This is a genomic window from Bradyrhizobium sp. (assembly GCF_028868675.1).
Taxonomy (GTDB): Bacteria; Pseudomonadota; Alphaproteobacteria; order Rhizobiales; family Xanthobacteraceae; genus Bradyrhizobium.
The window spans coordinates 1-25229 of sequence record NZ_JAGWUA010000048.1 but is presented as its reverse complement, the minus strand read 5'-3'; the positions used below and the strand labels follow the sequence as shown (position 1 = coordinate 25229).

At 66.3% G+C, this 25229-nt stretch carries 24 protein-coding genes and 1 tRNA gene; 10 read left to right on the top strand and 15 right to left on the bottom strand.

Annotated elements, in window-relative coordinates; all coding sequences use genetic code 11:
• Window positions 1-891: trigger factor (tig, locus tag KGM94_RS09110; protein ID WP_300257173.1), on the bottom strand; the 891-nt coding region annotated here is incomplete at its 3' end.
• 179 nt (window positions 892-1070) lie between these two features.
• A tRNA-Leu gene (locus tag KGM94_RS09105) sits at window positions 1071-1155 on the bottom strand.
• 150 nt (window positions 1156-1305) lie between these two features.
• Between KGM94_RS09105 and KGM94_RS09100 the strand changes: the two genes are divergently transcribed.
• Window positions 1306-2619 (top strand): multicopper oxidase domain-containing protein, encoded by a 1314-nt coding sequence (locus tag KGM94_RS09100; RefSeq protein WP_300257170.1) that lies wholly within the window; start codon window positions 1306-1308, stop codon window positions 2617-2619.
• A 4-nt stretch (window positions 2620-2623) separates the two neighbouring features.
• On the opposite strand, the gene KGM94_RS09095 is transcribed toward KGM94_RS09100, so the two are convergent.
• Window positions 2624-4123, bottom strand: coding sequence for an NAD(P)H-hydrate dehydratase (locus KGM94_RS09095; protein ID WP_300257167.1), 1500 nt, complete (start codon window positions 4121-4123; stop codon window positions 2624-2626).
• A gap of 377 nt (window positions 4124-4500) precedes the next feature.
• On the opposite strand from KGM94_RS09095, the gene KGM94_RS09090 reads away from it, so the two are divergent.
• Both KGM94_RS09090 and glnA read left to right on the top strand, forming a co-directional pair.
• On the top strand, window positions 4501-4839 hold the full coding sequence (locus KGM94_RS09090) for a P-II family nitrogen regulator (protein ID WP_007603495.1): 339 nt from the start codon (window positions 4501-4503) through the stop codon (window positions 4837-4839).
• Between the two features lie 153 nt (window positions 4840-4992).
• A complete protein-coding gene (glnA, locus tag KGM94_RS09085; protein ID WP_300257165.1) occupies window positions 4993-6402 on the top strand; it encodes a type I glutamate--ammonia ligase in 1410 nt (469 codons plus the stop codon).
• Window positions 6403-6658: 256 nt separating this feature from the next.
• Here glnA and KGM94_RS09080 read toward each other — a convergent pair whose 3' ends face one another.
• The 3 genes from KGM94_RS09080 to KGM94_RS09070 form a co-directional block, all read right to left on the bottom strand.
• Complete coding sequence (locus tag KGM94_RS09080) at window positions 6659-9478, bottom strand: tetratricopeptide repeat protein (protein WP_300257162.1); 2820 nt, start codon at window positions 9476-9478, stop codon at window positions 6659-6661.
• A gap of 209 nt (window positions 9479-9687) precedes the next feature.
• Window positions 9688-10461 (bottom strand): gamma-glutamyl-gamma-aminobutyrate hydrolase family protein, encoded by a 774-nt coding sequence (locus KGM94_RS09075; protein WP_300257158.1) that lies wholly within the window; start codon window positions 10459-10461, stop codon window positions 9688-9690.
• A gap of 92 nt (window positions 10462-10553) precedes the next feature.
• The gene (locus tag KGM94_RS09070; RefSeq protein ID WP_300257155.1) at window positions 10554-11267 is read right to left on the bottom strand and encodes a hypothetical protein; all 714 of its coding nucleotides are present in this window, start codon (window positions 11265-11267) and stop codon (window positions 10554-10556) included.
• Window positions 11268-11404: 137 nt separating this feature from the next.
• Between KGM94_RS09070 and KGM94_RS09065 the strand changes: the two genes are divergently transcribed.
• Entirely contained in the window at window positions 11405-12523 is a 1119-nt protein-coding gene (locus KGM94_RS09065) for an AI-2E family transporter (RefSeq protein ID WP_300257151.1), read from the top strand.
• A 7-nt stretch (window positions 12524-12530) separates the two neighbouring features.
• On the opposite strand, the gene KGM94_RS09060 is transcribed toward KGM94_RS09065, so the two are convergent.
• The 6 genes from KGM94_RS09060 to KGM94_RS09035 form a co-directional block, all read right to left on the bottom strand.
• On the bottom strand, window positions 12531-12827 hold the full coding sequence (locus tag KGM94_RS09060) for an antibiotic biosynthesis monooxygenase family protein (RefSeq protein ID WP_300257148.1): 297 nt from the start codon (window positions 12825-12827) through the stop codon (window positions 12531-12533).
• A 106-nt stretch (window positions 12828-12933) separates the two neighbouring features.
• A complete protein-coding gene (locus tag KGM94_RS09055; protein ID WP_300257176.1) occupies window positions 12934-13170 on the bottom strand; it encodes a hypothetical protein in 237 nt (78 codons plus the stop codon).
• 57 nt (window positions 13171-13227) lie between these two features.
• On the bottom strand, window positions 13228-14442 hold the full coding sequence (locus KGM94_RS09050) for a GGDEF domain-containing protein (RefSeq protein WP_300257146.1): 1215 nt from the start codon (window positions 14440-14442) through the stop codon (window positions 13228-13230).
• Window positions 14443-14675: 233 nt separating this feature from the next.
• A complete protein-coding gene (gene rpsI / locus KGM94_RS09045) occupies window positions 14676-15152 on the bottom strand; it encodes a 30S ribosomal protein S9 (protein WP_300257143.1) in 477 nt (158 codons plus the stop codon).
• 1 nt (window position 15153) lies between these two features.
• On the bottom strand, window positions 15154-15618 hold the full coding sequence (rplM, locus tag KGM94_RS09040; protein ID WP_300257140.1) for a 50S ribosomal protein L13: 465 nt from the start codon (window positions 15616-15618) through the stop codon (window positions 15154-15156).
• A 157-nt stretch (window positions 15619-15775) separates the two neighbouring features.
• On the bottom strand, window positions 15776-16204 hold the full coding sequence (locus tag KGM94_RS09035) for a PaaI family thioesterase (RefSeq protein WP_300257138.1): 429 nt from the start codon (window positions 16202-16204) through the stop codon (window positions 15776-15778).
• Between the two features lie 83 nt (window positions 16205-16287).
• On the opposite strand from KGM94_RS09035, the gene KGM94_RS09030 reads away from it, so the two are divergent.
• The 4 genes from KGM94_RS09030 (at window position 16288) to KGM94_RS09015 (ending at window position 19729) form a co-directional block, all read left to right on the top strand.
• Window positions 16288-17112 carry an enoyl-CoA hydratase gene (locus KGM94_RS09030; RefSeq protein ID WP_300257135.1) on the top strand — a complete coding sequence of 275 codons (825 nt, stop codon included), beginning with the start codon at window positions 16288-16290 and terminating at the stop codon, window positions 17110-17112.
• A gap of 94 nt (window positions 17113-17206) precedes the next feature.
• Complete coding sequence (locus KGM94_RS09025; protein ID WP_300257132.1) at window positions 17207-17791, top strand: CoA-binding protein; 585 nt, start codon at window positions 17207-17209, stop codon at window positions 17789-17791.
• Between the two features lie 152 nt (window positions 17792-17943).
• Window positions 17944-19224 carry an O-acetylhomoserine aminocarboxypropyltransferase gene (locus KGM94_RS09020; protein WP_300257129.1) on the top strand — a complete coding sequence of 427 codons (1281 nt, stop codon included), beginning with the start codon at window positions 17944-17946 and terminating at the stop codon, window positions 19222-19224.
• Window positions 19225-19384: 160 nt separating this feature from the next.
• On the top strand, window positions 19385-19729 hold the full coding sequence (locus KGM94_RS09015; protein ID WP_300257126.1) for a hypothetical protein: 345 nt from the start codon (window positions 19385-19387) through the stop codon (window positions 19727-19729).
• Window positions 19730-19745: 16 nt separating this feature from the next.
• On the opposite strand, the gene KGM94_RS09010 is transcribed toward KGM94_RS09015, so the two are convergent.
• Entirely contained in the window at window positions 19746-20825 is a 1080-nt protein-coding gene (locus tag KGM94_RS09010; RefSeq protein ID WP_300257123.1) for a COX15/CtaA family protein, read from the bottom strand.
• A gap of 105 nt (window positions 20826-20930) precedes the next feature.
• Between KGM94_RS09010 and KGM94_RS09005 the strand changes: the two genes are divergently transcribed.
• Entirely contained in the window at window positions 20931-21140 is a 210-nt protein-coding gene (locus KGM94_RS09005; protein ID WP_300257120.1) for a DUF2842 domain-containing protein, read from the top strand.
• Here KGM94_RS09005 and KGM94_RS09000 read toward each other — a convergent pair.
• Window positions 21137-22189 carry a polysaccharide deacetylase family protein gene (locus KGM94_RS09000; RefSeq protein ID WP_300257117.1) on the bottom strand — a complete coding sequence of 351 codons (1053 nt, stop codon included), beginning with the start codon at window positions 22187-22189 and terminating at the stop codon, window positions 21137-21139. The genes KGM94_RS09005 and KGM94_RS09000 overlap by 4 nt on opposite strands.
• A gap of 119 nt (window positions 22190-22308) precedes the next feature.
• Between KGM94_RS09000 and KGM94_RS08995 the strand changes: the two genes are divergently transcribed.
• Window positions 22309-23496, top strand: coding sequence for a GNAT family N-acetyltransferase (locus KGM94_RS08995; RefSeq protein WP_300257114.1), 1188 nt, complete (start codon window positions 22309-22311; stop codon window positions 23494-23496).
• Between the two features lies 1 nt (window position 23497).
• Here KGM94_RS08995 and KGM94_RS08990 read toward each other — a convergent pair.
• On the bottom strand, window positions 23498-25229 hold a 1732-nt coding region (locus KGM94_RS08990; protein ID WP_300257111.1), incomplete at its 5' end, for an exopolysaccharide transport family protein.

Genomic DNA, 25229 nt, shown 5'->3' with positions numbered 1-25229 from the left:
CGCGCGCTTGACGCGCTGGCGCGTCGCGCCGGCGAACTCGGCGGTCAGACGCTCGCGCGCGGCCTCCTTCAGCTTGTCCAGCGACTCCAGGCCGAGCGTCTTGGCGAACTCGTCGTCGATCGTGACGTCTTGCGGCGCCTCGAGCGCGGTCGCGGTGGTCTCGAACTCGGCGGGCTGGCCGGCGAGCTTGGCGTTGGCGTAGTTCTTGGGGAAGCCGACCTTGAGCGTGCGGGTCTCGCCCGCGCCGATGCCGATGAGTTGCTCCTCGAAGCCGGGGATGAAGGTGTTGGAGCCGATCACGACCTGGATGCCTTCGCCGGTGCCGCCCTCGAAGACTTCGCCGTTGATGCTGCCCTTGAAGTTGATGGTAACGCGATCGCCGGAGGCCGCCTTGGCGCCTTCGCTCTTCGCGGAATAGCTGCGGTTGGAATCGGCGATGCGCTTGATCGCCTCGTCGACGTCGGCGTCGGTGACGTCGGCGACCGGCTTCTCGACCTGGAAACTCTTGAAGTCGGCGAGCTGGATCGGCGGCACCACTTCGATCGCGACCGTGTAGGTTAGGTCCGACTTGCCCGACAGGAGTTCGTCGACCTCCTTCTGCTCGGTCGGCATCGTGACCTTCGGCTCGGTCGCGAGACGGAAGCCGCGCTCCGAGAAGATCTGGGTGTTGGTGTCGCGGATGGTCTGATCGATGGTCTCGGCCATCACCGAGCGGCCGTAGACCTTCTTCAGGTGGGCGACCGGCACCTTGCCGGGACGGAAGCCGTTGAGGCGCACCTTGTCCTTGAGGTCGATGAGCTTGGCATCGGCCTTGGCATCGAGATCAGACGCGGGAACGCTGATCTTGAATTCGTGCTTCAGTCCTTCCGAGAGGGTCTCTGTGACCTGCATGGCGTCCAATCTTCTTCTCGTTCGGTCCCGGCTCGCCGGGACATTGTCATCAATCGTTCGACGCGAAGGGCTGTCGCCCCGCGCCGGTGTGGTTTTGTTCAGGACCCCGCTCCTCGGGAACAGCCGTCCGTGAGGAGATGAGACCTGCGGTAATCTCATGCAAACGCTGGATGAGCGCTTGGTGCGGGCGGAGGGACTCGAACCCCCACAACTTTCGTCACTGGAACCTAAATCCAGCGCGTCTACCAGTTCCGCCACGCCCGCGTAAATGCATCAAGACCGGCCGCGATGCCGCGGGCGGCGGGCTTATAGCATGTGCCCGCCTGTTCGCAGCAAAAAAATGGCCGTGTGGACGCCCGCTCAAGGTAGGCACGCCGGCTGGACTTATCCAGCGCGACATGGTCCGCATCGGCCATGACGACGCGCAATTTGACCCCGACGCGACGCGCGCTGATCGCCGGCCTCTCGGCGTCGGCGGCGGGGCTGCTGGTGGGCGGCGCGGGTCCGGAAGGGCCGGTCCGGCTGGCCCTGCACGCGCGGTCCGCGGCCCTGCAGCTGCGACCGGGGCAGCCGGCGACAGCGATCTCCGAGTTGGGGCGCCTCGCCTTTGCAGGCGCCGTCCGTGTCAAACGAGGCGATCGCTGCGAGGTGACGCTGCGCAACGACCTGCCCGTCCCCGTAGCGCCCGCTTGGCGCGGCCTCGATGACGCGGCCGCCGCGGAGCCCCTGCTCGGCCGTGCCCCAATTCCAGCCGGCACAACCGGAAAATCAACGATTTCAATGCCTCATGCCGGAACGCTGCTGGCGGATCTCCGCCTCTTCGAAGATGGCTTGAGGCAGCCGGTCCGGCCGCTGGCGGTGATCGTCGAGGAGGCCGAACCGCTCGCGGTCGACCGCGACGAGGTGTTCCTGATCGAGGATTGGCGACTCGACGCCGACGGAAGCGCAATGGTACCGGGTTCCGGCGGCGTGGCGGCGGCGGCGGTCTACACCGTCAACGGCACGGTCGCGCCGGACTTCACCCTCCGCACCAACGCGAGACTGAGGCTCCGCTTCATCAATGGCTGCCAACGCGCTGTCATCGCGGCCAAAATCGAAGGCCTGGAGGTCATGGTGATGGCGCTGGACGGCCAGCCCGCCGAGCCCTTTGCCGCCCGTAATGGCGCCCTGGTGCTGGCGCCCGGCGGCCGGGCCGATGTGTTTCTGGACTGGACCGCGGCGACCGGTGCGACAACCCCGATCCTGATCCATGACGGCAAGGAAGCCCGCCCGGTCGCCCGGTTCATGACCTCGACCGAACCTCCCGTGCGGCCGACCCGTTTGCCGCCGCCCGCTCCGCTGCCGTCCAACGGGCTACCGGCCGAGTTCAAGCTGGGAGCCGCGTTGCGGTTCGATATCGCATTGGACGCGGCCGGGTGGTTGCATCCAACGAGCTTCTCGCCCGCGTTCGCGCCGGCCTTCGGCGTCAAGGCCGGCCGCACCGTGGTGCTGGCGGTGAGCAACCCCGGCCCGATCGCAACTGTCTTCCACCTGCACGGCCATCATTTCCGCCTGCTCGACCGGCTCGACGACGGCTGGAAGCCCTATTGGCTCGACACGCTCGCCGTCGAGCCCGGCCAGACCGCGCGCGTCGCCTTCGCGGCCGACCATCCCGGACGCTGGCTCATGGAATCCGTCGCGACCGAGTGGACCGCACCGCGGCTGGTGCGCTGGTACGCGGTGGAGTGAGCGTTCAATACTCGATCCCCAGCTCGCCATAGATCCGGCGGTGCACGGCCGGCAGGGTCTCCGGCAAGTCCTCCGCAATCAAACCGGGGCCGGCCTCGGCCGCGGCTTCGCCATGCATCCAGACGCCGATGCTGGCGGCCTCGAACGCAGGCACACCCTGGGCGAGCAGACCGGCGATGATGCCGGCGAGCACGTCGCCCGCGCCGGCGGTCGCAAGCCAGGGCGGCGCGTTCGCGGCGATCGTCGCGCGGCCGTCGGGCGAGGCGATCGTGGTGTCCGGCCCCTTCACCAGCACCACGGCGCCGGAGCGCTCGGCGGCCGCGCGCACCCGCTCGAGCTTGGAGCGACCGGGATGCTTGTTGCTGAGGTCGGAGAACAGCCGCGGAAACTCGCCTTCATGCGGGGTCAGCACGACCTCGGCATCGCGCGAGGATTTGATGGATTCGAACAGCCGCTCGGGGTTGGAGGCAAAGCTCGTCAGCGCATCCGCATCGAGCACCAGGTGACGCTGCGCGTGAAGCGCGATGTGGACGAAATCGCAGGTGCGCTCGCCCGTGCCTGCGCCGGGACCGATGATGCAGGTGTTGTAGCGTCTGTCGGTCAGGAGCTCGCCGAACTCGATCGCGGTATCGACGGGACGCACCATCACGGCGGTGAGCGCGGCGGCATTGACGAGGAGCGCGTCGCGCGGGCTCGCCAGCGTCACCAGGCCCGCGCCGGCGCGCAGCGCACCGCGCGCGGCCATGCGCGCCGCCCCGGTCGCCGCCGCATCGCCGGAAACGGCGAGCACGTGGCCGCGGGCATATTTGTGGCCGTCGATGCGCGGCACCGGAAAGGCGTTGCGCCAGAAATCCGGATCGTTCTCGAAGGTCTGCGGCCCGATCTCGGCGAGCACCGCGGGCGCGATGCCGATGTCGGCCACGCGCACGCGCCCGCAATGCATCCGTCCCGGCAGCAACAGATGGGCCGGCTTCTTGCGGAAGAAGGTGACGGTCTCGGTGGCATTGACGGCGGTCCCCATCACGCTCGCACTGGTGCCGTTGATGCCGCTCGGCAGGTCGACCGCGAGCACCGGCGCGCCGTTGGCGTTGATCGCCTCGATCATCTCGTGCGCCTCGCCCTCGACCGGCCGGCTCAGGCCCGCGCCGAACAGCGCATCGATGATCAGCGCGGGCCTGCCGATCGCCTGCGGATTGAACGGCAGCACCGGATGCTTCCAGCCCCGCGCGGCGGAGGCCGCGTCGCCCGCAAGCTGATCGCGCTCGCACATGAGGATGATCGAGACCTCACGGCCCTGGGCGGCGAGCTCGGCGGCGGCGACAAAACCGTCACCGCCATTGTTGCCGGGACCGGCTATCACCAGGATCGGTCCCTCCTCCGCCAGTGCCTGCGCGGCCTCTGCGACCGCCTGGCCCGCGCTCAGCATCAGCGTGAAGCCCGGCGTGCCGGCCGCGATGGTAAGCTCGTCGGCGCGCTGCATTTCGGCGTTGCTCAAGACTTCCATGCCACTTCCCTGGTACAAACGCCTTTTCAAGAGGCATTTCCCGTGGCCCGCCACGATCCGAAATCGCAAGATTGCACACGGATTGAACTGTTTGCCTATTTCGTAGTCTTCGCTATCCTCGACCCGTTCGGTCCAACCTATCCGAAATGCTCGTTAAAAGGCTGATAACGTTCCAAAAATCAGGGTACTTGTAACTTGGCATAGACCCTGCTTTCGAGGAAGCCGCTTCGGTTCGTCGTGCTCACTGGCATTTCAGGAGGTGTGACCGGCCGCCGCCGGGCTGGTCAGGCATCCCGGGACAGCGAAGACGACGCTGCACCTTCAAGAGCTTCCTGACACGGACGTTGCTATTTGATCGAAAGGCCGGGAGGCGCTCAGTGAAGAAGATCGAAGCCATCATCAAGCCGTTCAAGCTCGACGAGGTGAAGGAAGCGCTTCAAGAAGTCGGGCTGCAGGGCATCACCGTCACGGAGGCCAAGGGCTTTGGCCGCCAGAAGGGTCATGCCGAACTTTACCGCGGCGCAGAATACATCGTCGACTTCCTGCCCAAGGTCAAAATCGAGATCGTGATCGGGGACGACCTGGTCGAGCGCGCGATCGACGCGATCCGGCGCGCGGCACAAACCGGCCGCATCGGCGACGGCAAGATATTCGTCTCCAACATCGAAGAGGCAATCCGCATCCGGACCGGCGAATCCGGGCTGGACGCTATTTGAGCCGGGTGCTATCCCGCGTTTTGCGATGCCGGAGGAAGAAATCAGGCTGCGTCGGGCGGTCGTGATTTTGCTTGTGCAATCGCGCGAGTCAAACAGTGTGAACACGGTCGCCCAAGTCTGGAAACCGACCCGCAGAGCCATAAAGGGGTATGCATGAAGACCGCCAAAGACGTCCTGAAAGCGATCAAGGACAACGACGTCAAGTACGTCGACCTGCGCTTCACCGATCCGCGCGGCAAGTGGCAGCACGTTACTTTCGACGTTGGCATGATCGACGAGGACATCTTCGCCGAAGGCACGATGTTCGACGGCTCCTCGATCGCCGGCTGGAAGGCGATCAACGAGTCCGACATGTGCCTGATGCCGGATCCCGTCACCGCGACGATCGATCCGTTCTTCGCAGAGACCACCATGGTCATCACCTGCGACGTGCTCGAGCCGACCACCGGCGAGCCCTACAACCGCGATCCGCGCGGTATCGCCAAGAAGGCCGAGGCGATGGTCAAGTCGATGGGCGTCGGCGACACCGTGTATGTCGGCCCCGAGGCCGAGTTCTTCGTGTTCGACGACGTGCGCTACTCCGCAAATCCCTACAACACCGGCTTTCGGCTCGATTCATCGGAGCTGCCGACCAATTCCGACACCGAATATGAAGGCGGAAATCTCGGCCACCGCATCCGCACCAAGGGCGGCTACTTCCCGGTGCCGCCGCAGGACTCCGTGCAGGACATGCGCTCCGAGATGCTCGGCGCCATGGCCAAGATGGGCGTGAAGGTCGAGAAGCATCACCACGAAGTCGCTTCCGCCCAGCACGAGCTCGGCATGAAGTTCGACACGCTCACCCTGATGGCCGACCACCTGCAGATCTACAAGTACTGCATCCACCAGGTCGCCCACATCTACGGCAAGACCGCCACCTTCATGCCGAAGCCGGTCTACGGCGACAACGGCTCTGGCATGCACGTCCACCAGTCGATCTGGAAGGACGGCAAGCCGGTGTTCGCGGGCAACAAGTATTCCGACCTTTCGGAGACCTGCCTGTCCTACATCGCCGGCATCATCAAGCACGCCAAGGCGATCAACGCCTTCACCAACCCGACGACCAACTCCTACAAGCGTCTGGTCCCGGGCTACGAGGCACCGGTGCTGCTCGCCTATTCCGCGCGCAACCGCTCGGCCTCCTGCCGCATCCCCTACACCGCTTCGCCGAAGGCCAAGCGCGTCGAGGTGCGCTTCCCCGATCCGCTCGCCAACCCCTATCTCGGCTTCGCCGCGATGCTGATGGCGGGTCTCGACGGCATCAAGAACAAGCTCGATCCGGGTCCGGCGATGGACAAGGATCTCTACGACCTGCCGAAGGAAGAGCTGAAACAGATCCCGACCGTCTGCGGTTCGCTCCGCGAGGCCCTGGAAAGCCTCGACAAGGACCGCGCCTTCCTGAAGGCCGGCGGCGTGTTCGACGACGACTTCATCGACAGCTACATCGAGCTGAAGATGACCGAAGTCGCGCACTTCGAGATGACGCCGCATCCGGTCGAGTTCGAGATGTATTACTCGGGCTAGTCCCGATCACGACCAGGCAGACAAGAGGCGCCTCCTTTGCGGGGCGCCTTTTCGTTCGGTCGCGGCGACGGCCCGCTCGGCAAACGCGGTCCACCCTATCCAGCCTGTCAGCCATGCGCTCCGCCCGGCCGGTCCCTTGCCGTAAACCTCCGAAATCGCCCTGCCCACGGCAATCGGGACCGTCAGGGATTGCCGGAGTGTCCTCCAAGCCCTGGCGGCCCGTCGCTGCGCCGCGTCGCGTCGCGCGGCAATGGCATCAGCGACGCCTGTCGTTCAAATAGAGATCGCCGAGCAGGGACGAATTGACCCAGGGAATCTGCTTGCGCTCGGTCGCCGCGACAACGTCGACGCGTACCCGCGTCAGCATTTCGTTGATCTCGATGTTCGGACTCCCGAGGTGCTTCAGCATCGCCTCGGTGAACGGGCTGTGAGCCCCCGAGCCGTCGAGCGCCGTCTTCCCGGGCGCCGTCGCGAACGCGATCAGCATGCCGGATCCGACGCTCGAATACCCGGCCAGTCCGCCGCCTCTCGCCCCCGATCGCGAGGCGGTGCGGGCTTCGAGCGGATTGTCGCGGCAAGCGTCGAGAATGACGACGTTCGCCCGCGCCTCGTCGTCGAGCCCGGCGAGAATCCTGTCGACGTCGATCAGCTCGAAACCTGCGGACTCCTTCCTCACTTCGGTAGCGTCGATCGGAATGAGATAGTTTCTGCCATCGATCTGCACGCCGTGGCCGGCGTAGAACAGCAATGCGACCCGCGCGGTGGACGCGCGGCGCAGGAAATCGATCGTCGTCGCCTCCATCTTGACCCGGTCGACATCGATCGCCTCGATCACGGTAAAGCCGATGTCGCGCAGCGATTGTGCGATGGCCCGTGCATCGTTCGGCGGATTGGGCAGTTGCGCCACGGAGCGGTAAGCGCCGTTTCCGATCACCAGCGCCAAGCGGCTGGAGGCGCCCGCCGGAGACGGTGGGGGCGCAGCCGGGCTGACGGGCGCAGCGGAGCCGGGCGCGGTCGCCCCCGGCGCTTTCGATTCGGACGGCGGCGATATCGGCGGCTTCGCGCCGGGAGTACCCGGTTCGAGCAGTGCGAGCCGCGCACCCGCCGTCTGATGCGCCCATTTGCCGGTTTCGTATTTCTCCGGTAACGCCAGCGCTGCGCGGTAGTCCTGACGCGCGGGCGCGAGCTCGCCCTTGGCCTCATGCGCTAGACCGCGGCCGGTCAGGGCGCCCACATAGGCGGGCTCGTTCTGCAAGCACCGGGTGTAGTCCTCGATCGCCCGATCGAACTCCTTGTTGACCCGCCAGATGGTAGCGCGGAGATAGTAAGCGAAGGCATGCTTCGGGTTGAGCCGCAAGGCTTCCGCCAGGTCAGCCAGGGCTGCATCCGGGTTTCCCTGCTGACGTAGCGTAAACGCACGCTGAAAGTAGTTCTCCGCGTTCTTCGGCTCGATCCGGATCGCCTCCGCGTTGTCTGCAATCGCAAGGTCGAGCTTGTTCTGGCCCCGCTCGGCCGCGGCGCGGTTGCGAAGAGCCAACGCATAGTTCGGGTTCAGCCGGAGCGCGGCGGTGTATTCGGCGACGGCGCGATCGTAGTCCTTGCGGTTTGCCCAGACCAGGCCACGGTTGTTGTAGGGCGCCGGGAAGCTCGGATTGATGTTCGTAGCCTGCGTATAGTCGTCGAAGGCGCGGTCGTAGTCCTTCTTGTCGAGCAACGCGTTGCCGCGGTTGTTGTAGAAGTCGGCATTCTTCGGCTCGATGCGAGCGGCTTCGTCCATATCCGCGATCGCGCGATCGAGATCGCCCTTCCGACGCCACGCGCCGGCACGGCCGGAATAGGCCGCGGCGAAGCGCGGGTTCATCCGGATCGCCTGGTCGTAATCGGCGATGGCCGCGTCCGGATCGGGCTTCGCGGCCTGGAGGTTGCCGCGGTTGAAATACGCCGATGGATCCTTCGGGTCGAGCTGGATCGCCTCGTTGAAATCCGCAAGCGCACGGTCCGCATTGCCTTTGGACAGCCAGCTCAGACCCCGGTAGTTGAACGCGCGTGCCAGACGCGGATCGAGGCTGATTGCGGCGTTGAATTCGAGGATCGCGTTGTCATGGTCTCTCTTGCTCCGGAAATCGATTCCGCGGTTGAGATGTTCGAACGCGCTTCCGGAGCCCGGATTGATCTGACCGGAGGGATTTTGGGCGAGGCCGGATTGCGGAGGCGTCGGCGCAACCGGCTGCGCAGCGGTTTCCGACGAGGATTTCGCGACGTCCAGAACGCCGGCTTCGCGCACCCGCTGCGGTACGATGTCGTAGCCGAGCCAGGCGTAGCCGCCGTCGCCCCACCCCTGCCCCCACGAATTCATCAAGCGAAACGCCCGCCGGCGGTCGTCGTAGCCGACGATCGTCATCGAATGCCAGCCATCCTGGCCCGGATCGAAGGCCGGGTCGTTGAAGACGGCTTCGCCGCGATGGCGGTGGAATGCCGGGCTGTCGGCGAAGGAGATCAGCACCGGATTGGACTGTGCGAGCTGTCCCTTGATGCCCTCGATCTCATGAGGATCGATGCGATTATACCCGCGGACGCGAAAGCCGGCGGCATTCGGCGCGATCTGCGGGGGCGGCACGCATTGATCCGAGTATGGATAGTCGGCCAGCGACGGCGCGCCGGCCTTGAGCACGTTGGTGATCCTGACGAAATTCGTGCCGGTGCATTCCGGTCCGCGCGCCAAATGATAGACGTAGTTCGGGCTCACCACATTCTGCGGCTGGCTGACGTCGCGGCCGTCGAGCGAGGCCGTATAGTAGGAGCGCGCCGCGTAGGCGGCCGCCCAGGCCGTGCAGGAGCGCAATTTGCCCTGGTTGCCCGGGAGCGGCATCCGGGCGGTCAGATCGACGGCCGGCGGCAACGTGCCGCGAAAGCGCGCGGCATAGGGCAGCTTCTGTCTGACCTCGGCTTCGATCTCCTGATCGTCGCCGGACGTGTATTGGGTATCGGGGGGATCGAACCGGACGCCGGCGTCGCGTGCCGGGGCCTGCGACGGCGAGAGCGACAGCCCGAGCAGGACGACCGACCAGACGCTCACGAAATATCGATGCATCGCTTCCTGCCCACGTCGGTCCCAACAGGATTTCTAGTAGCCGGGCTCCTCGCCAAAATTGAGCTAAATCAAGCACGGGTGTCGCACGTCCGTGCCTGCGGCCGCAAAGGGGGAAAGTCCGGTTTGCTTCGTCGCTATCGTTCCCCACGATGGCGATTCCCGAATGCGAATTTGCCCGGGAACGGCTCGTTCCGCTAGGCGGTTGCGCGCTGCCGCGCCAGCAGCGCTTGGCCGAACGCCTCGAACAGCTTTCGATTGATCGGATTGCGCTGCGGATCGTATTCGGCATGCCACTGCACACCGAGCGCAAAGCTTCCGGCCTCGGCGATGCGGATCGCCTCGATGGTGCCGTCCTCGGCGACGCCCTCCACCACGACGCGCTGACCCGGCTCCAGAATGCCCTGGCCGTGCAGCGAATTCACCCTGATCTTCTCGCAACCCAAGATCGTCGCGAACGCACCGCCGGGAACGAGCCTGACGTCGTGGCGATCGGCGAACACGACGGTGGGATCGGGATGGATCTCGCCGTTCTCCAGCCGCGGCATGCGGTGGTTCATGCGGCCGGGCAGTTCACGGATCTCCGGATGTAGCGAGCCGCCGAAGGCGACGTTCATCTCCTGCAGGCCGCGGCAGATCCCGAACAGCGGAATGCCGCGCGCGACGCACGCCGCCGACAGCGCCAGCGCGACCTCGTCGCGATGGATGTCGTAGGGCTCGTGCTTTGCGCAGGGGTCGACGTTGAAGCGGGTCGGATGCACGTTGGCGCGCGCGCCGGTCAAGACGATGCCGTCGACGACGTCGAGCAGGGCCCCGATGTCGGTGATCTCGGGCGCGCCGGCGAACATCAGCGGCAAGGCACCGGCGACGTCCGCCACCGCGCGCAGATTGCGCTCACCCACCATCTGGACCTGAAATCGATTTTCGACGCGATGGGTGTTTCCGATCACGCCGACCACCGGCTTCTTCATCGCTTCCGCTCGACCTCCACGCCGACAAGATTCGTCAAACATGCCCGCGGGATACGACAATTTCAACCGGCCGAAGCCGCGGAGCCGCAATGCTATTTCCGCGTAAAGGCCTCCCGGGCGTCGATCGGGCTGCCCGAGGCCAGCCCCGCGGCCCTCAGCGCGGCCGCGGCGCCCTCGCCCGTGCCGGCGAGCCAGGGCAGTGTCTTCTCGATGCCGCGCGTGACGGGCTCCCCCAGCACCCCGCCGAAATCGACCGGCCAGAGGCCGTTCGGCACGACCTCGGCCGTCAGGCGATTGAGCCGGTACCCGCCGCCCAGCACCGCGTCGGCCTGGTCGGCGGCGAGGTGTCGTGCGGTCGCGGGATCGGCGGGATTGCCGAAACTCACCAGCACGGGGATCAAGGCGCCCTCGACCGCCACGGCGCCCGACTGCCGGCTCATCTCGTTGAACGAGACCCGGGCGCCCCGCGCCGCGCCATAGGCGCGGAGCGCCACGTAGTTGATGTCGTCCAGGTCGAGCGACTTGTCGAAATGGGCGAGCAGCGCGACGAGGTTCTTGGTTTGACCGTGTTCCCGCCCGAGGTCGACGTACACGGCGTTCCCGCTGGTTGTGGTCTTGCCGCCCCGGCTGTAGCCGCGGTCGGGCGTCACCGCCAGGATGGAGGACGCCGACTTGAGGCCGTCAGGCGTCTGCACCTCGACGGTCAGCCGATATTTGTGGCCAGGACGATTGATGCGGATCTGGTCGCCGGCCACCAGCACGGCCAGCAGGCCGAGAACACCCACCCATTTGCCGATGAACTGCAATCCGCGCCTGCCTCGATTCTCCCGCCACCGTCTTGTACCACTGTCGTCCCAGCGTCAAACCAGCACGTGGGAGGCGGCTTGATCCGCGGCTGCAATTGACCGATGTGTGATCCGGGACTCGAAGAAAAGGACGTGACGTGACCGGCAGCGCTGACGAACGAAGGCGGACCCGCAACGATCTGGCCTGGGCGATTGCGGTCGGCGGCATCGGCATCGTGCTGTTCGCGGCACTTCTCACTTTCACCTGGTATTTCGCCGCGACGCTGCTTCTGATCTTCACGGGCATGCTGCTCGGCGTCGGGCTGAATGCGCTCACCAGCACGCTCGGGCGCGTCGTCCGGCTGCCGCACACCGCGCGGCTCGTCATCGTCTGCGTCGTGCTCGCGGCGATGCTGGCCGGCGTCGCCGTGCTCGGCGGCGCGACCATCGGGCAGCAGGCCTCGGCGCTCAGCAGCACCCTCAAGTCGCAGCTGGTCAACGCCAAGGCCTTCCTCGACAGCCACGGCATCGACACCAGTTTCTTCGACGTCGGCGCTGCCGGCACGGAAGCCGCGCCGTCGTCGGCGTCGGCGGCGCGGCCGAGCCTGCCGGGCGCCGGCGCGCTCGCCTCGAACAGCGGGGCGATCGTCAGCCAGACGGTCAAGCTGCTGTTCGGCGCGATCAGCGCCGTCGGCAATTTCTTCATCGTGCTGTTCCTGGGGCTCGCCTTCGCGGCGCAGCCCGGCATCTACCGCGAGGGTCTGCTCTACGTCGCGCCGGCACGGCACCGCGCCCGCGCCGCCATCGTCATCGACGGCATCAGCGAGACGCTCGAGCGCTGGCTGATCGCCCAGATCACCGTCATGTTGGCGGTGGGCGTGGTGACCTGGATCGGGCTCGCCGTCATCGGCGTCCCCGGTTCCTTCATCCTGGGGATTCAGGCCGGCCTGCTCGCCTTCATTCCGACGGTCGGCGCGATCGTCGCCGGCCTGATCGTGGTGCTGGCAAGCCTCCCAACCGGGTGGATCGCGGCGCTGAGCGCCCTCATCCTGTTTCTCGGCGTGCACGCCATGGAAAGCTACGTGCTGACGCCGCTCCTGCAGCGGCAGGCGCTCAATATCCCGCCGGCCACACTGTTCGCGTTCCAGATCCTGCTCGGCGTCGTATTCGGCGTCTGGGGCCTTGCGCTGGCGTTGCCGCTGGTCGCCATCGCCAAGGTGATGATCGACCATTTCAAGGGCGAGCAAGCACCGGCGCCGCGCACCGAGGCGGCCTGAGGCGTACTCAACTCGTCAGCACCGTCCAGGTGTGCTCGACCTCGGGCGGGGACGCAAAATACTGGCCGACCAGGCCGCGCCATTCGGTGAAATTCTCCGAGCCGCGGAAATCGACGGTGTGGTTTTCCAGCGTCTCCCATTTCACCATCAGCCGGTAGCGCTGCGGCTTTTCGATCGACTTGTGCAGCTCGAAGCCGTGAAAGCCCTTGGAGCGCCCGAACGCGGCCCTGGCCTTGGCGACCGCGGCCTCAAAGTCCTTCTCGCTGCCCGGCTTGACGTCGATTTGCGCGATCTCGGTGATCATCTGCTTCCACCCTTCTTTCTTCTTGTCGGGAAGCCTGTCTAGCACGGCTGCCGAAAAGAAAAAGGCGCCGAAACCGGCGCCACCGTCGATCGGATCGGCTCGAAGCTCAGCCGAACAGCAGCACGGTGCCCGTCACCATCAACGCGCACGCCCCGAACAGGGCGAGCGGCACGCGGCTGTCGTGCCGCGCGTAATGTCCCTGGGCGCGACGCTCGCTGATCAGCGCCGTCTCGTACTCGTCCGCGCTGGAGAACATGCAGGCGAAGCCGCCACGCGCAGCGGCTGCGGCCGCTTCGAGCGACACGAGGGCGGCTTGCGGGGTCTGTCGATGCATCGAGCCCATGACCGGCATGGTAGGGATCGAATGGTAAACGGAGACTTACCGCAAGCCGGGTCACGCTCATGCCGTCGCCGGCTGCAGCCTGGGCACACCGACCCGGCCCGCGCTCTGGCGGCGCCAGTCCAGCGACAGCGGCAGCTCCTCCGCGGCCTCGACGCGATTGCGGCCGCCACGCTTGGCCTGGTAGAGCGCAGTGTCGGCCGCGGCCAGCAGCACGTCGAGCTCGGTGCCGGCGGGACCGCCCGCCACGCCGATGCTGACGGTGGTGTCCACCGGCCCCTCGTCGACCACGACGCCGGAGGTCTCGAACGCCTCGCGCACCCGGTCGGCGACCAGCACGCCCTCCTCCAGCGAGCACGGCAGCAGCGCCGCGAACTCCTCGCCGCCGATGCGCCCCGACAGGTCGGAGATGCGCAGATTGCCGGTCACCACCGTGGAGAACAGCTTCAGCATCTCGTCGCCGGCGGGATGGCCGAAGCGATCATTGATCGACTTGAAGTGGTCGATGTCGAAGATCATCACCGTGACCGGCCGGCCGGCCTTGGCCTCGCGCTCGATGACGCGCGAGCAGGCTTCCGAGAAGCCGCGCCGGTTCAGCATGCCGGTCAGGGGATCCATCGAGGCCGCGGTCTTGTGCGTGGCGACCGTGCGCTCCGACACCAGCATGAAGATCACGAACACGGTGCCGACGGCATAGAGCACGAGCTCGACCGCGAACACCGTGACCCAGATGCTGCTCGCGAATTGCGGATCGTTCGGCCTGAGGAAGCCGCCGATCACGACCGGCAGCATCAGCACGCAGCCGTGCATCGCCGGCACCACGAGCGCCGGCCAGCTCCGTTGCAGGCTCTTTCGCCGCTCGGACCACAGCTCGCCCGCCGTCAGCGCCGCGTAGACCGAGACGATGGCGGCACCGGCCAGCATGCGCAGCGTGGATGCGGCTGGATCGAGCAGCGTCGCCGCCGCCACCCAGGCGATCGCGCCGAACACGAGCCCGGGCCAGTTGGGGGTGCGGCCGTGGAAGAGCCGCGCGGCGTTCCACACCATGCCGCAGGCGACGAAGCCGATCGCGTTCATCGCCAGATACAGCGGCGCGCCGAGCTTGTCGCCGGCCGCGGTCCACAGTGCAACCGAGGCCGCGCCGAGCAGATAGGCGGTGCCCCACCATTTCAGCGCGGGACTATTCTCCTGCTTGCCGAAGAACACGAGCATGGCACCGAGCAGTGCGGCGACCATGGTGGCAACCAAATAGAGCGTAATGCTATCGAGCGACATGTGTCAGCCCCCTATGGATTCAGCGTTTACGCGATCGGCAAAGCCGACTTGCGCGCCCTTCCAGTTTGCAACGCTACGTCTCACGCGTTCGTTTTGGGTTTTCACGCGAGGGCAAGTTTTCGGGAAACACACGATGAATTTGTACGCAAACGAACTGAAAAAAGGGCGCCGTTTTCGGCGCCCTTTTGCATTTCATTGAAGCCGCTTTCGCGACGAATTCTTTACTGATGCGATCAGCGCTTGGAGAACTGGAAGGACCGGCGGGCCTTCGCCTTGCCGTACTTCTTGCGCTCGACGGTGCGGGAATCGCGGGTGAGGAAGCCGCCCTTCTTCAAGACGCCGCGCAGATCCGGCTCGAAGTAGGTCAGTGCCTTGGAGATGCCGTGACGCACCGCGCCCGCCTGGCCCGACAAGCCGCCGCCGGCGACCGTGCAGATCACGTCGTACTGGCCGGCGCGCTGGGCCGCGACCAGCGGCTGCTGGATCATCATGCGCAGCACGGGACGGGCGAAGTAGGTTTCGACCTCGCGCGAGTTGACCACGATCTTGCCGGCGCCCGGCTTGATCCAGACGCGGGCGACCGCGTCCTTGCGCTTGCCGGTGGCGTAGGCGCGGTTGAACTTGTCGACCTTCTTCTCGTGCTTCGGCGCCTCGGGGGCGGCCGTCTTGAGCTGCGACAACTGGTCGAGCGACTGCATGGATTCGGCCATGTTATGCGGCCCTCGCGTTCTTGCGGTTCAACTTGGCGATATCGATCTTCTCAGGCGTCTGGGCCTCGTGCGGATGGTCGGCTCCGGCGTAGACGCGGAGGTTGCCCATCTGCACCCGGCCGAGCGGGCCGCGCGGAATCATGCGCTCGACGGCCTTCTCGAGCACGCGCTCGGGATAACGGCCTTCGAGGATCTGGCGCGCGGTGCGCTCCTTGACGTGGCCGACGAAGCCGGTGTGCTTGTAGTAGGTCTTCTGCTCGCGCTTGCGGCCGGTCAGCACCGCGTGAGCGGCGTTGATGATGATGACGTTGTCGCCGCAATCGACGTGGGGGGTGTAGGTGGGCAGATGCTTGCCGCGCAGCCGCATGGCGACGATGGTGGCGAGACGACCGACGACCAGACCCTTGGCGTCGATCAGCACCCACTTCTTCGTCACCTCGGCGGGCTTTGCCGAAAAGGTTTTCATGTCAGAATTTCCGTGAAGGGAGACATCGGTGCGGACGTCGCACCGGACTGCGCGGCTTTCTAGTGAAGAGCCGCGCTGTGGTCAATGCTTTATGATGCTGATTACATAAGCAATATCAACGAATTACAAATATGGTGTTATATTACCTTGGAAAATCTCATATATTTGGAATGGAATAGGTCGAGGTAACGTGCGCGATCGGATCGGGCGAGGTGCCCGACAGGAGGTTCACCTCCCCGACCGCCAGGCGCTTGCCGAGCTTGAGAAGCCGGGCTTCCGCCAGCACGTCCTGCCCGGGCTGGCCCTTGCGCAGGAAATTGATGTTGAGATTGGTGGTGACAGCGAGGCCGATCGGTCCGATCGCCGACAGCAGCACCACATACATGGCGAAATCGGCAAGCGTCATCAGTGTCGGCCCGGACACGGTTCCACCCGGCCGCAGCATCCGCTCGCTGTAGCGCTGGCGCAGCAGGGCGGTTTCGCCATCGGCGCTCTCGATGGTGATGTCGCCGGCCGCGATCGCCTGGGGAAACTCGTCGCGGAAAAATTGTTCGAGCTCCGCCACGCTCATTTTCGCTGGTGCCATGCCGCTCCTGCCCTCGATTGTCTGCGCCTGTTACATTAAGTTCTCGACGTCATCCAACTGGAATCTCCCAACCGGAAGCCCCGATGTCCGTCCAGGCCGCCAGCAGTCCTCCCCTCCAAAACCCGATTCTTCTGCGCGAAGCCGCAGGCCACATCGCGGTCCTCACCCTCAACCGCCCGGCGGCGCGCAACAGCCTCTCGGAGGCGATGATCGCGAGCCTGCATGCCGCGCTCGACGACATCCGGGACGACAAGGCGATCCGCGGCGTCGTCATCGCGGCGAACGGCCCGGCCTTCTCGGCCGGCCACGACATCAAGGAACTGACCGCACGCCGCGCCGATCCGGATCGCGGACGCGCCTACTTCGCGCAAGTCATGAACGCCTGCAGCGCCATGATGCAGGCGATCGTGCACCTGCCAAAGCCCGTGGTCGCCGCCGTCCAGGGCATTGCGACCGCGGCCGGCTGCCAGCTCGTGGCGAGCTGCGATCTCGCGATCGCCTCGGAGGCCGCGAGTTTCGCGACGCCCGGCGTCGACATCGGCCTGTTCTGCTCGACGCCGATGGTGGCGCTGTCGCGCAACGTGCCGCGCAAGCAGGCGATGGAGATGCTGCTGACCGGCGAGCCGGTCCCCGCGGCGCGCGCGAGGGAGATCGGCCTCGTCAACCGCGTGGTCGCGCCCGGCCGCGAGCGCGAGGCTGCGATCGAACTCGCGCGGAAGGTCGCGCTGAAGTCCGCCTACACCATCAAGCTCGGCAAGGAGGCGTTCTATCGCCAGGTCGAGATGAGCCTTGCGGAGGCCTACCGCTACGCCGCCGAGGTGATGACCGAGAACATGATGGCGCGCGACGCCGAAGAAGGCATCGGCGCCTTCATCGAGAAGCGTGCGCCGAGATGGCAGGATGGGTAGTTTCGTCATTGCGAGCGAAGCGAAGCAATCCAGATCACCTCCGGGGTGACAGCCTAGATTGCTTCGCAATGACAGTGAGAAAAAAAGTCAGCCAATGAATCACGACGCCTATCCCGACAACTACATCCGCGGCATCCTCAACGGCGTGAAGTCGATCGCGATGGTCGGCGCCTCGCCGGTCAACGTGCGGCCGAGCTATTTCGCGTTCAAATATCTTGCGGAGCGCGGCTACGACATGATTCCGATCAATCCCGGCCACGTCGGAAAGACGCTGCTCGGAAAACCTTTCGTCGCCTCGCTCGCCGAGATCGGCCGCCCCGTCGACATGGTCGACGTCTTCCGCAACTCCAGCCACATCATGCCCGTCATCGAGGAAGCGCTGCGGCTCGATCCGCTGCCCAGGGTGATCTGGATGCAGTTGGGTGCGCGCGACGACGCGGCTGCGGCCAAGGCCGAGGCCGCCGGCATCAAGGTCGTGATGAACCGCTGCCCCAAGATCGAATACGGCCGCCTGTCCTCGGAAATCTCCTGGATGGGCGTCAATTCGCGCACGCTGAGTTCGAAGCGTCCGCCGGCACCGACCCAGGGTATGCGTCTGTCTCTCAATCGCATGAGTGTCGGCGGCGGCGAGACCGCGGCGTCCGACCGCGCCGCCAAGAACAGGAACGAACCGGGTTGACGCACTTGCGAAAAATTCGTTTCGCCGGCGCGGCAAAGCGAAGCACGTTCGTTGCGAACCTCGTCTCGTTTGACGCCGCGGCTTGACGGCAGGCGCGGCCGCCATCAGCATGCCGCACGAATTCTCAGAACCACAAGAACAGGACGCATCTCATGAGCGATCGCCTTCCGGGATTTTCCACCCTTGCCGTCCATGCCGGCGCACAGCCCGATCCCACCACCGGTGCGCGCGCGACCCCGATCTACCAGACGACGTCGTTCGTCTTCAACGACGCCGACCACGCGGCCTCGCTGTTCGGGCTGCAGTCGTTCGGCAACATCTACACCCGCATCGGCAACCCGACCAACGCCGTGCTGGAGGAGCGTGTCGCCGCCCTCGAGGGCGGCACCGCGGCACTCGCGGTCGCCTCCGGCCATGCCGCGCAGGTCGTGGTGATGCAGCAATTGCTCCAGCCCGGCGACGAGTTCATCGCCGCGCGAAAACTCTATGGCGGCTCGATCAACCAGTTCACCCATGCGTTCAAGAGCTTCGGCTGGAACGTGGCCTGGGCCGACCCGGACGACATCGCCAGCTTCGAGCGCGCGGTGACGCCGCGGACCAAGGCAATCTTCGTCGAGTCCATCGCCAATCCCGGCGGCACCATCACCGACATCGAGGCGATCTCGACGATCGCGCGCAAGGCCGGCGTGCCGCTGATCGTCGACAACACGCTCGCCTCGCCCTACCTGATCCGCCCGATCGATCACGGCGCCGACATCGTCGTGCATTCGGCGACAAAATTCCTCGGCGGTCACGGCAACTCAATCGCCGGCGTCATCGTCGATGCCGGCACCTTCGATTGGTCGAAGGACGGCAAGTACCCGATGCTGTGCGAGCCGCGGCCGGAATATCACGGCATCAAGCTGCACGAGACCTTCGGCAATTTCGCCTTCGCCATCGCCTGCCGGGTGCTCGGCCTGCGCGATCTCGGGCCGGCGCTGTCGCCGTTCAACGCCTTCCTCATCCTCACGGGCATCGAGACCCTGCCGCTGCGCATGCAGAAGCACTGCGACAACGCCAGGGCAATCGCCGAATTCCTGGCCTCCCACAAGGCGGTCGCCTCGGTGAGCTATGCGGGTCTGCCCGGCGACAAGTACAACAGCCTCGCGCGCAAATACGCGCCCAAGGGCGCCGGCGCCGTGTTCACCTTCAGCCTCAAGGGCGGCTATGACGCGGGCGTCAGCCTAGTGTCGAACCTGAAGCTGTTCTCGCATCTGGCCAATGTCGGCGACACCCGCTCGCTGGTCATCCACCCGGCCTCCACCACCCACAGCCAGCTCGACGACGCCGCCAAGATCAAGTCCGGCGCAGGCCCGGACGTGGTGCGGCTGTCGATCGGCATCGAGGACAAGGAGGATCTGATCGCCGACCTGGAGCAGGCGCTGGGGGCATAGACCGCCCCGTTCCAAAGCCGGCGGCTCGTTTCGCCGTGCCCGGGCTCGCCCCCGCCATGGCGAGCGGACGAAGGCAGCGATCGCGCCCGTCGGTTAACAGTCGTTAACCATCCCTGCGGCAGGATGGCCTCCGATCGATCCTTTTGATTCGGAGCCGACGATGCTGCGCTGGATGATGCCCGCCCTCGCGGTGCTGCTGACGCTCCCGGGCGCGCTCGCCGCCGACCTGCCGCCCGTGAAGACGAAGCGCGTGGTCGTCGCACCGCCTCCGCCGCGCGAGGTCGTGACCGAGGTCGAGGCGGATTCGCTGATCTCTCCGGCCTATGGCGTCGGCAGCTATATCCACAATCTGCCCGGCACGCCGCTGTTGCCGGGCTCCCACACGCTGCCCGGCTATTATGGCCGCCCCTGGGATTACGACTATCAGGGCTCGTATTACGGCGGGCCCCAGGTCGACTATTTCTGGCGACTGCCCTACGCCTGCGGAATCTACGGCTATTGTTGAGCCGGCTGAACGGCGATCAACCGGGCTGGCCGATCGGTACTCCCTGCGCACGCAATGACACGGATTGCCGCGACGCCAGCCGCTCGGCCTGCATCACCGCGAGCGTCAACACGACGATCGCGACCGCCTGATGCGCGAGCGCGAGCCCGATCGGCACTTCCTGAAGCAGCGTGAGGATACCGAGCGCGGCCTGCACCGTCACCGCCGCAAACAGCCAGAGCGCGCCGCCCGCCGCGGCGCCCGCGCGCGAACGCACGGCGTCGAAGGCATGCCAGGCCGCCAGCCCGAACACCGCATACGCCGTCATGCGGTGCTCGAACTGCACCGTCAGCACATTGTCGAACAGGTTCTTCCACCACGGCGTCTCGAACCACAGCCGTTCGCCCGCGGGAATGAAGCCGCCGTCGATGTCCGGCCAGGTGTTGTAGACGCGCCCTGCCCGCAGGCCCGCCACCAGCGCACCGAAATAGAGCTGGACGAAGGTCACGACCACGAGCACCGCCGCGGTCGCCTTGAGCCTCGCGGGCGCCGCCGCCTGCGGCCGCACACGGAGCCGCCGTACCGTCCAGACGATGCCGGCAAAGATCAGGAGCGCCAGCACCAGATGGGTCGCCAGCCGATATTGCGACACCTCGACACGGTCGGCGAGGCCGGACGCCACCATCCACCAGCCGACGCCGCCCTGCAGCCCGCCGAGACCGAACAATAGCCACAGCCGTCGCTTCAATTCGCCCGACAGGCCGCCGCGCCACAGGAAGAACAGGAACGGCAACAGATACGCCGCGCCGATGAAGCGGCCGAGCAGCCGGTGGCTCCATTCCCACCAGAAGATGGTCTTGAACTCGTGCAGGTTCATGCCTGCGTTGAGCTCGCGATATTGCGGAATCTTCTTGTAGGCCTCGAAGGCGTCGTTCCACTGCGCTTCGCTGAGCGGCGGCAGCGTCCCGGCAACAGGCTTCCATTCGACGATCGAGAGCCCCGATTCCGTCAGCCGCGTGGCACCGCCGACCAGCACCATCAGCGCGATCAGGGCGGCGACCGAAACCAGCCACCAGCGCAGCGGCCGGTCAGATCGCGGAAGGGAATTTGCGTTCATTTCGGGCTCGAAAAACCGAGGCTTGAACCAGACTGTGCGCCCCTTATAGTCCGCCGCTCCCGCCACGCAAATTGCGCAAAATCAACGAAATCGCACAATTCCGTCATGAAGATCCGCACCCGCAAGTTCCTCGGCGCCATCGCGCTTCTGGTGTTGGCCGCCGTCTGGGCGCTGCTCGGCATGACGGCGGCGCAGTTGCCGTGGCTTGCGGAGTCCGGCTGGCGGCAGGCGATCTACTATGTCGTGGCGGGGATGGGTTGGGTGCTGCCGGCCATGCCGATCGTGAGCTGGATGCAGCGGCCCGACCGCGCTTAACCGGGCGCGGCACCGGTCGGTCGCACCGGCGCGAAGGCGACGCCCGACAGCAGCACCCGCATCACGCGCAGCGACCGGCAGCGGCCGTCCCAGGGAATCCGCGGCAGAGCGCGCAGATTGGTGCGTCCCTCGACATCGACGATTCCCGGAATCGCGGACACGGCGCTGGCAAAGCCCGACTCCTCCGCCATCACGACATGATTCCTGCGGAACGAGGCGCGATCGCCGAAGGGATATGCAAAATGCCTGACCTCACGATGGAAGGCGGACTCCGCCACCGCTTTGCCCATCGCCATCTCGCGGGACGCAGCCGCATCCTTCATGGTGGCGAGCGCCGTGTAGTTCACGGTGGCGGAGCCGATCGTGACCCGTGGATCGGCGGCGAGCCTCGTCAGATCGGCCCAATCCATCGACGCCTGCCGCGACAATGCGGCGAGGTCGACGAGATGGCGCCTGCAGAGATCGTTGATCGCCGCCGACAGCTCCGCCGGCGGCAGCGTTCGCAGCCAACCCTCGATATGGTCGAACAGCGCCTGCTTCTGCTCGCGGCTCGTGACCACGAAACGCTGCTCCTTGCGCTCCATCACCAGGCTGATGCGGCTTTCGCGCGCGATCACCCGTTCGAGCCCGAGCCGCCAGGCTTCGCCGACGCCGTCGGGAAAGGCGGTTGGAACATAGACCGTGAAGGGAACCTCGTGGCGCGACAACACCGGATAGGCGAAGTCGATGAGGTCCTTGCCGGTGCCGTCGAAGGTGAGCGCCACGAATCGCTGCTTCTCCGGCAGCGTCACTGCTCGCCGGCAGACTTCGTCCATGCCGACGATGTCGAGCTTCCAGCGCTTCAACGCGCGGAGCGTGCGGTCGAGGAACTCCGGCGTGATCTCGTCGGCGAGCAGCGGCTGGAACGGCTCGTTCCGCCGCGGACGCACGCGCTGGAAGCGCAGGATCGCGCCGGCGCCGCCCGCCTCGCGTCCGCCGAGCCAGGGCCGGCCGGTGAACCAGGCAAGTTCGAGGCGCAGCCGTTCCAGCCATCTGTCGTCGGATGCCAATATCCCACCCTCGAGCGCACTCGCCTTGCGGTCGTCCCTGTCCTTACCCTTTGTTGACCTTTCTTTGCAAAGGTCGGCGACGGTCAAAACTTAAGTTTTCCTTTCGACGGGTTTTGCAAATGACCATGGCTGCGGCGATCCAAAGCCGGACGGCGGATGCGCCGGCGCGGTCGAGGGCGAGCCGGATCGCCAGCATCGACATCGTGACCGATCTCGACGAGGCCGAGCCGGTCTGGCGCGCGCTCGAGGAAGGCGGCCAGCTCTCGACCCCCTACCAGCGCTTCGACCTGCTCGGCCGCTGGCAGCGGCTGGTCGGGCAGCATGAGGGTTTCAGCGCATTCATCGTCATCGCGCGCGATGCCGAGCGCCGACCGCTTCTGCTGCTGCCGCTGTCGTTGCGGCAAAGCCACGGCGTCAACATCGCCTGCTTCATGGGCGGCAAGCACACCACCTTCAACATGGGACTGTGGGCGGCCGACTTTGCGGCACAGGCCGACGTCGTCGATCTCGGTGCCCTGCTCGCGCTGCTGCGCGCGCAAGCAAGCGTCGACCTGCTCGCGCTGACGCAGCAGCCGCTGCGCTGGCACGACCAGCAAAATCCGTTCGCGCTGCTGTCGCGGCAGCCCTCCGTCAACGGCTGTCCTCTGCTGGCGATGACCCCGGGCGGCGCGCCGCAGACGCGAATCGGCAATTCCTTCCGCAGGCGGCTGAAAGGCAAGGAGCGCAAGTTGCAGGCGCTCGCCGGCTACCGCTATCACGTCGCTTCGACGGACGAGGACATCACGCGGCTGCTCGACTGGTTCTTCCGCGTCAAGCCGCTGCGGATGGCCGAACAGAATTTGCCGAACGTGTTTGCCGAGCCCGGCGTCGAAACCTTCGTCCGCAGCGCCTGCCTCGCACCGCGCGGCACCGGGCGCATCATCGATCTCCACGCGCTCGAATGCGACGAGGAGGTGATCGCGATCTTTGCCGGCGTCGCCGACGGTCAGCGCTTCTCGATGATGTTCAACACCTACACGACGTCGGGCAATTCCCGCTTCAGCCCCGGGCTGATCCTGATGCGCAACATCATCGACCGTTACGGCGAACGCGGCTACCGCACACTCGATCTCGGCGTCGGTTCGGACGGCTACAAGCGGCTGTTCTGCAAGAGCGACGAGCCGCTCTTCGACAGCTTCGTGCCGTTCACCGCGCGCGGCAGGCTCGCGGCGATGGCGATGTCCTCGCTCAACCGCGGCAAGCGGCTGGTCAAGCAGAACCGGACGCTATTCGACCTCGTGCGAAAGGTGCGCCGCGCGTTCGGCTAGCTTACGCCGCGGCCACGCACGGACCGGGCTCGTTCGCCTCCGAGGGCCGCACTGGCCCGCTCAGCATGGTGACATCGCCAAAGCCGACGGCGCCGAGCTGGGTACGCATCAACCGGCGCGCATCCTCCGCCATCGACGCGTCGGGAACGACGACCGCGCGGGCGTTCGTCGTCAACAGATCGGCCGGCAGGTCGGAGGCCTTGCCGGCGTCCAGCAGCACGTGGTCATAGACCCGCAGCAGGGCGTCGATCGCCAGCGTCAGGCGCGGCGACTGCAGCAGGCTGCGGTCGAAGCCGGGCCGGCCGGCGCCGACGAGATGCAGGCGCGACAGCCTGTCCCTGGTGATGATCTGCGAGAACGAGGCTTCCCCCCGCATGAGTTCGGCAAGGCCGGGAGCTGCGGGATCGACCGATACGGCCGAAATCGCCGGCGACGAGGCCGCGAGATCGACCACGACCACGCGCGCCTCGCGGGCCATGAACCGCGCCAGCGTCAGCGCGGTCAACGTGATGCCCTCGCCGGTCGCCGTCCCCAGCACGGTGATCTTGCGGGCGGCGTCGCCTGCGGCGCGCAGGCGGTTGGCGAGTCGCTCGACCTCGGCGAATTCGGACGGCACGGGTTCGGGCATGACCTCGCGCGCCGCGGATGCGGTCTCGCGCGGCGCCGGCGCGGGCTGCGGCGGAAGCGGCGCCATGACGGGCTCGGTCCGCACCGGGGCCTGAGTTGGCAGTTGGGCCGGGGCCACCGGCGGAGCCTCCACGACGATCTCCCCCGCCTGCGCCGCGGCTTCGGCCGGCGCAGCCGCAGCAGCCGGCCCGAACGCCGCCATCGCCCGCGGCGCGGTCATGCGCAGCAGTTCGCCGGTGACGACGATGCCCGCGCTGAGCAGCAGCGTCGCCAGTGTCGCGATCAGCACGATCGGCAGCTTCTTCGGATAGGCCGGCGTGTTGGAGACGGCGGCGCGCGAGATGATGCGGCTCTCCGCAGGCGTTGTATCGATGTTCTCGCGCGTGTTGGCCTCGCGGTACTTCGCGAGATAAGATTCGAGGAGGTCGCGCTGCGCCTTGGCCTCGCGCTCCAGCGCCCGGAGCTGGACGTCCTGTCCGTTGGTCGATGTCGCCTGCTTCTTCAATTGATCGAGGCTCGCGGACAGGCTGTCGACCCGGCCGCCGGCGATGCGGGCGTCGTTCTCGAGCGAGCGCGAGATCTTGCCGGCCTCGTCGCGGATCTGATTGTCCAGATCGGCGAGTTGCGCTTTCAGTTCCTTGATGCGCGGATGGTTGCCGAGCAGCGTCGACGACTGTTCGGCGAGCTGCGCGCGCAGCGTGACGCGCTGTTCGGACAGCCGCCGCATCAGTTCGGAGTTCAGGACCTCGGAGGCCTCGATCGGCTTGCCGCTCTGCAGCATCTCGCGGATCAGCCGTGCCTTGGCCTCGGCATCGGCCCTCATGGCGCGCGCATTGTTGAGTTGGGTGTTGACCTCGCCCATCTGCTGGTTCGACAGCGTGGTGTTGTTGGTGCCGACGAACAGGCTCGACTTGGAGCGGAAATCCTCCACCCGCGACTCGGCGTCGGAGACCTTCTTGCGCAGGCTCTCGATTTCGCCCGACAGCCACGCGCTCGCCGACCTGGCCTGCTCCTGCCGCGCATTCTGCTGCAGCACGAGGTAGCCGTCGGCGATTGAGTTGGCGACGCGCGCGGCAAGCTCGGGGTCCCAGGACTGGAACTCGACG

Bases quoted from the DNA above. Each gene is read 5' to 3' on its own strand.
- rpsI (WP_300257143.1), bottom strand. From the start codon at position 15,152: ATGGCCGAATCCATGCAGTCGCTCGACCAGTTGTCGCAGCTCAAGACG.
- KGM94_RS09075 (WP_300257158.1), bottom strand. From the start codon at position 10,461: ATGAAGAAGCCGGTGGTCGGCGTGATCGGAAACACCCATCGCGTCGAA.
- KGM94_RS09005 (WP_300257120.1), top strand. From the start codon at position 20,931: ATGAAGATCCGCACCCGCAAGTTCCTCGGCGCCATCGCGCTTCTGGTG.
- KGM94_RS09010 (WP_300257123.1), bottom strand. From the start codon at position 20,825: ATGAACGCAAATTCCCTTCCGCGATCTGACCGGCCGCTGCGCTGGTGG.
- KGM94_RS09060 (WP_300257148.1), bottom strand. From the start codon at position 12,827: ATGATCACCGAGATCGCGCAAATCGACGTCAAGCCGGGCAGCGAGAAG.
- KGM94_RS09030 (WP_300257135.1), top strand. From the start codon at position 16,288: ATGTCCGTCCAGGCCGCCAGCAGTCCTCCCCTCCAAAACCCGATTCTT.
- KGM94_RS09035 (WP_300257138.1), bottom strand. From the start codon at position 16,204: ATGGCACCAGCGAAAATGAGCGTGGCGGAGCTCGAACAATTTTTCCGC.
- KGM94_RS08995 (WP_300257114.1), top strand. From the start codon at position 22,309: ATGACCATGGCTGCGGCGATCCAAAGCCGGACGGCGGATGCGCCGGCG.
- KGM94_RS09100 (WP_300257170.1), top strand. From the start codon at position 1,306: ATGACGACGCGCAATTTGACCCCGACGCGACGCGCGCTGATCGCCGGC.
- rplM (WP_300257140.1), bottom strand. From the start codon at position 15,618: ATGAAAACCTTTTCGGCAAAGCCCGCCGAGGTGACGAAGAAGTGGGTG.
- KGM94_RS09025 (WP_300257132.1), top strand. From the start codon at position 17,207: ATGAATCACGACGCCTATCCCGACAACTACATCCGCGGCATCCTCAAC.
- KGM94_RS09020 (WP_300257129.1), top strand. From the start codon at position 17,944: ATGAGCGATCGCCTTCCGGGATTTTCCACCCTTGCCGTCCATGCCGGC.
- KGM94_RS09015 (WP_300257126.1), top strand. From the start codon at position 19,385: ATGCTGCGCTGGATGATGCCCGCCCTCGCGGTGCTGCTGACGCTCCCG.
- KGM94_RS09095 (WP_300257167.1), bottom strand. From the start codon at position 4,123: ATGGAAGTCTTGAGCAACGCCGAAATGCAGCGCGCCGACGAGCTTACC.
- KGM94_RS09055 (WP_300257176.1), bottom strand. From the start codon at position 13,170: ATGGGCTCGATGCATCGACAGACCCCGCAAGCCGCCCTCGTGTCGCTC.
- KGM94_RS09050 (WP_300257146.1), bottom strand. From the start codon at position 14,442: ATGTCGCTCGATAGCATTACGCTCTATTTGGTTGCCACCATGGTCGCC.
- glnA (WP_300257165.1), top strand. From the start codon at position 4,993: ATGAAGACCGCCAAAGACGTCCTGAAAGCGATCAAGGACAACGACGTC.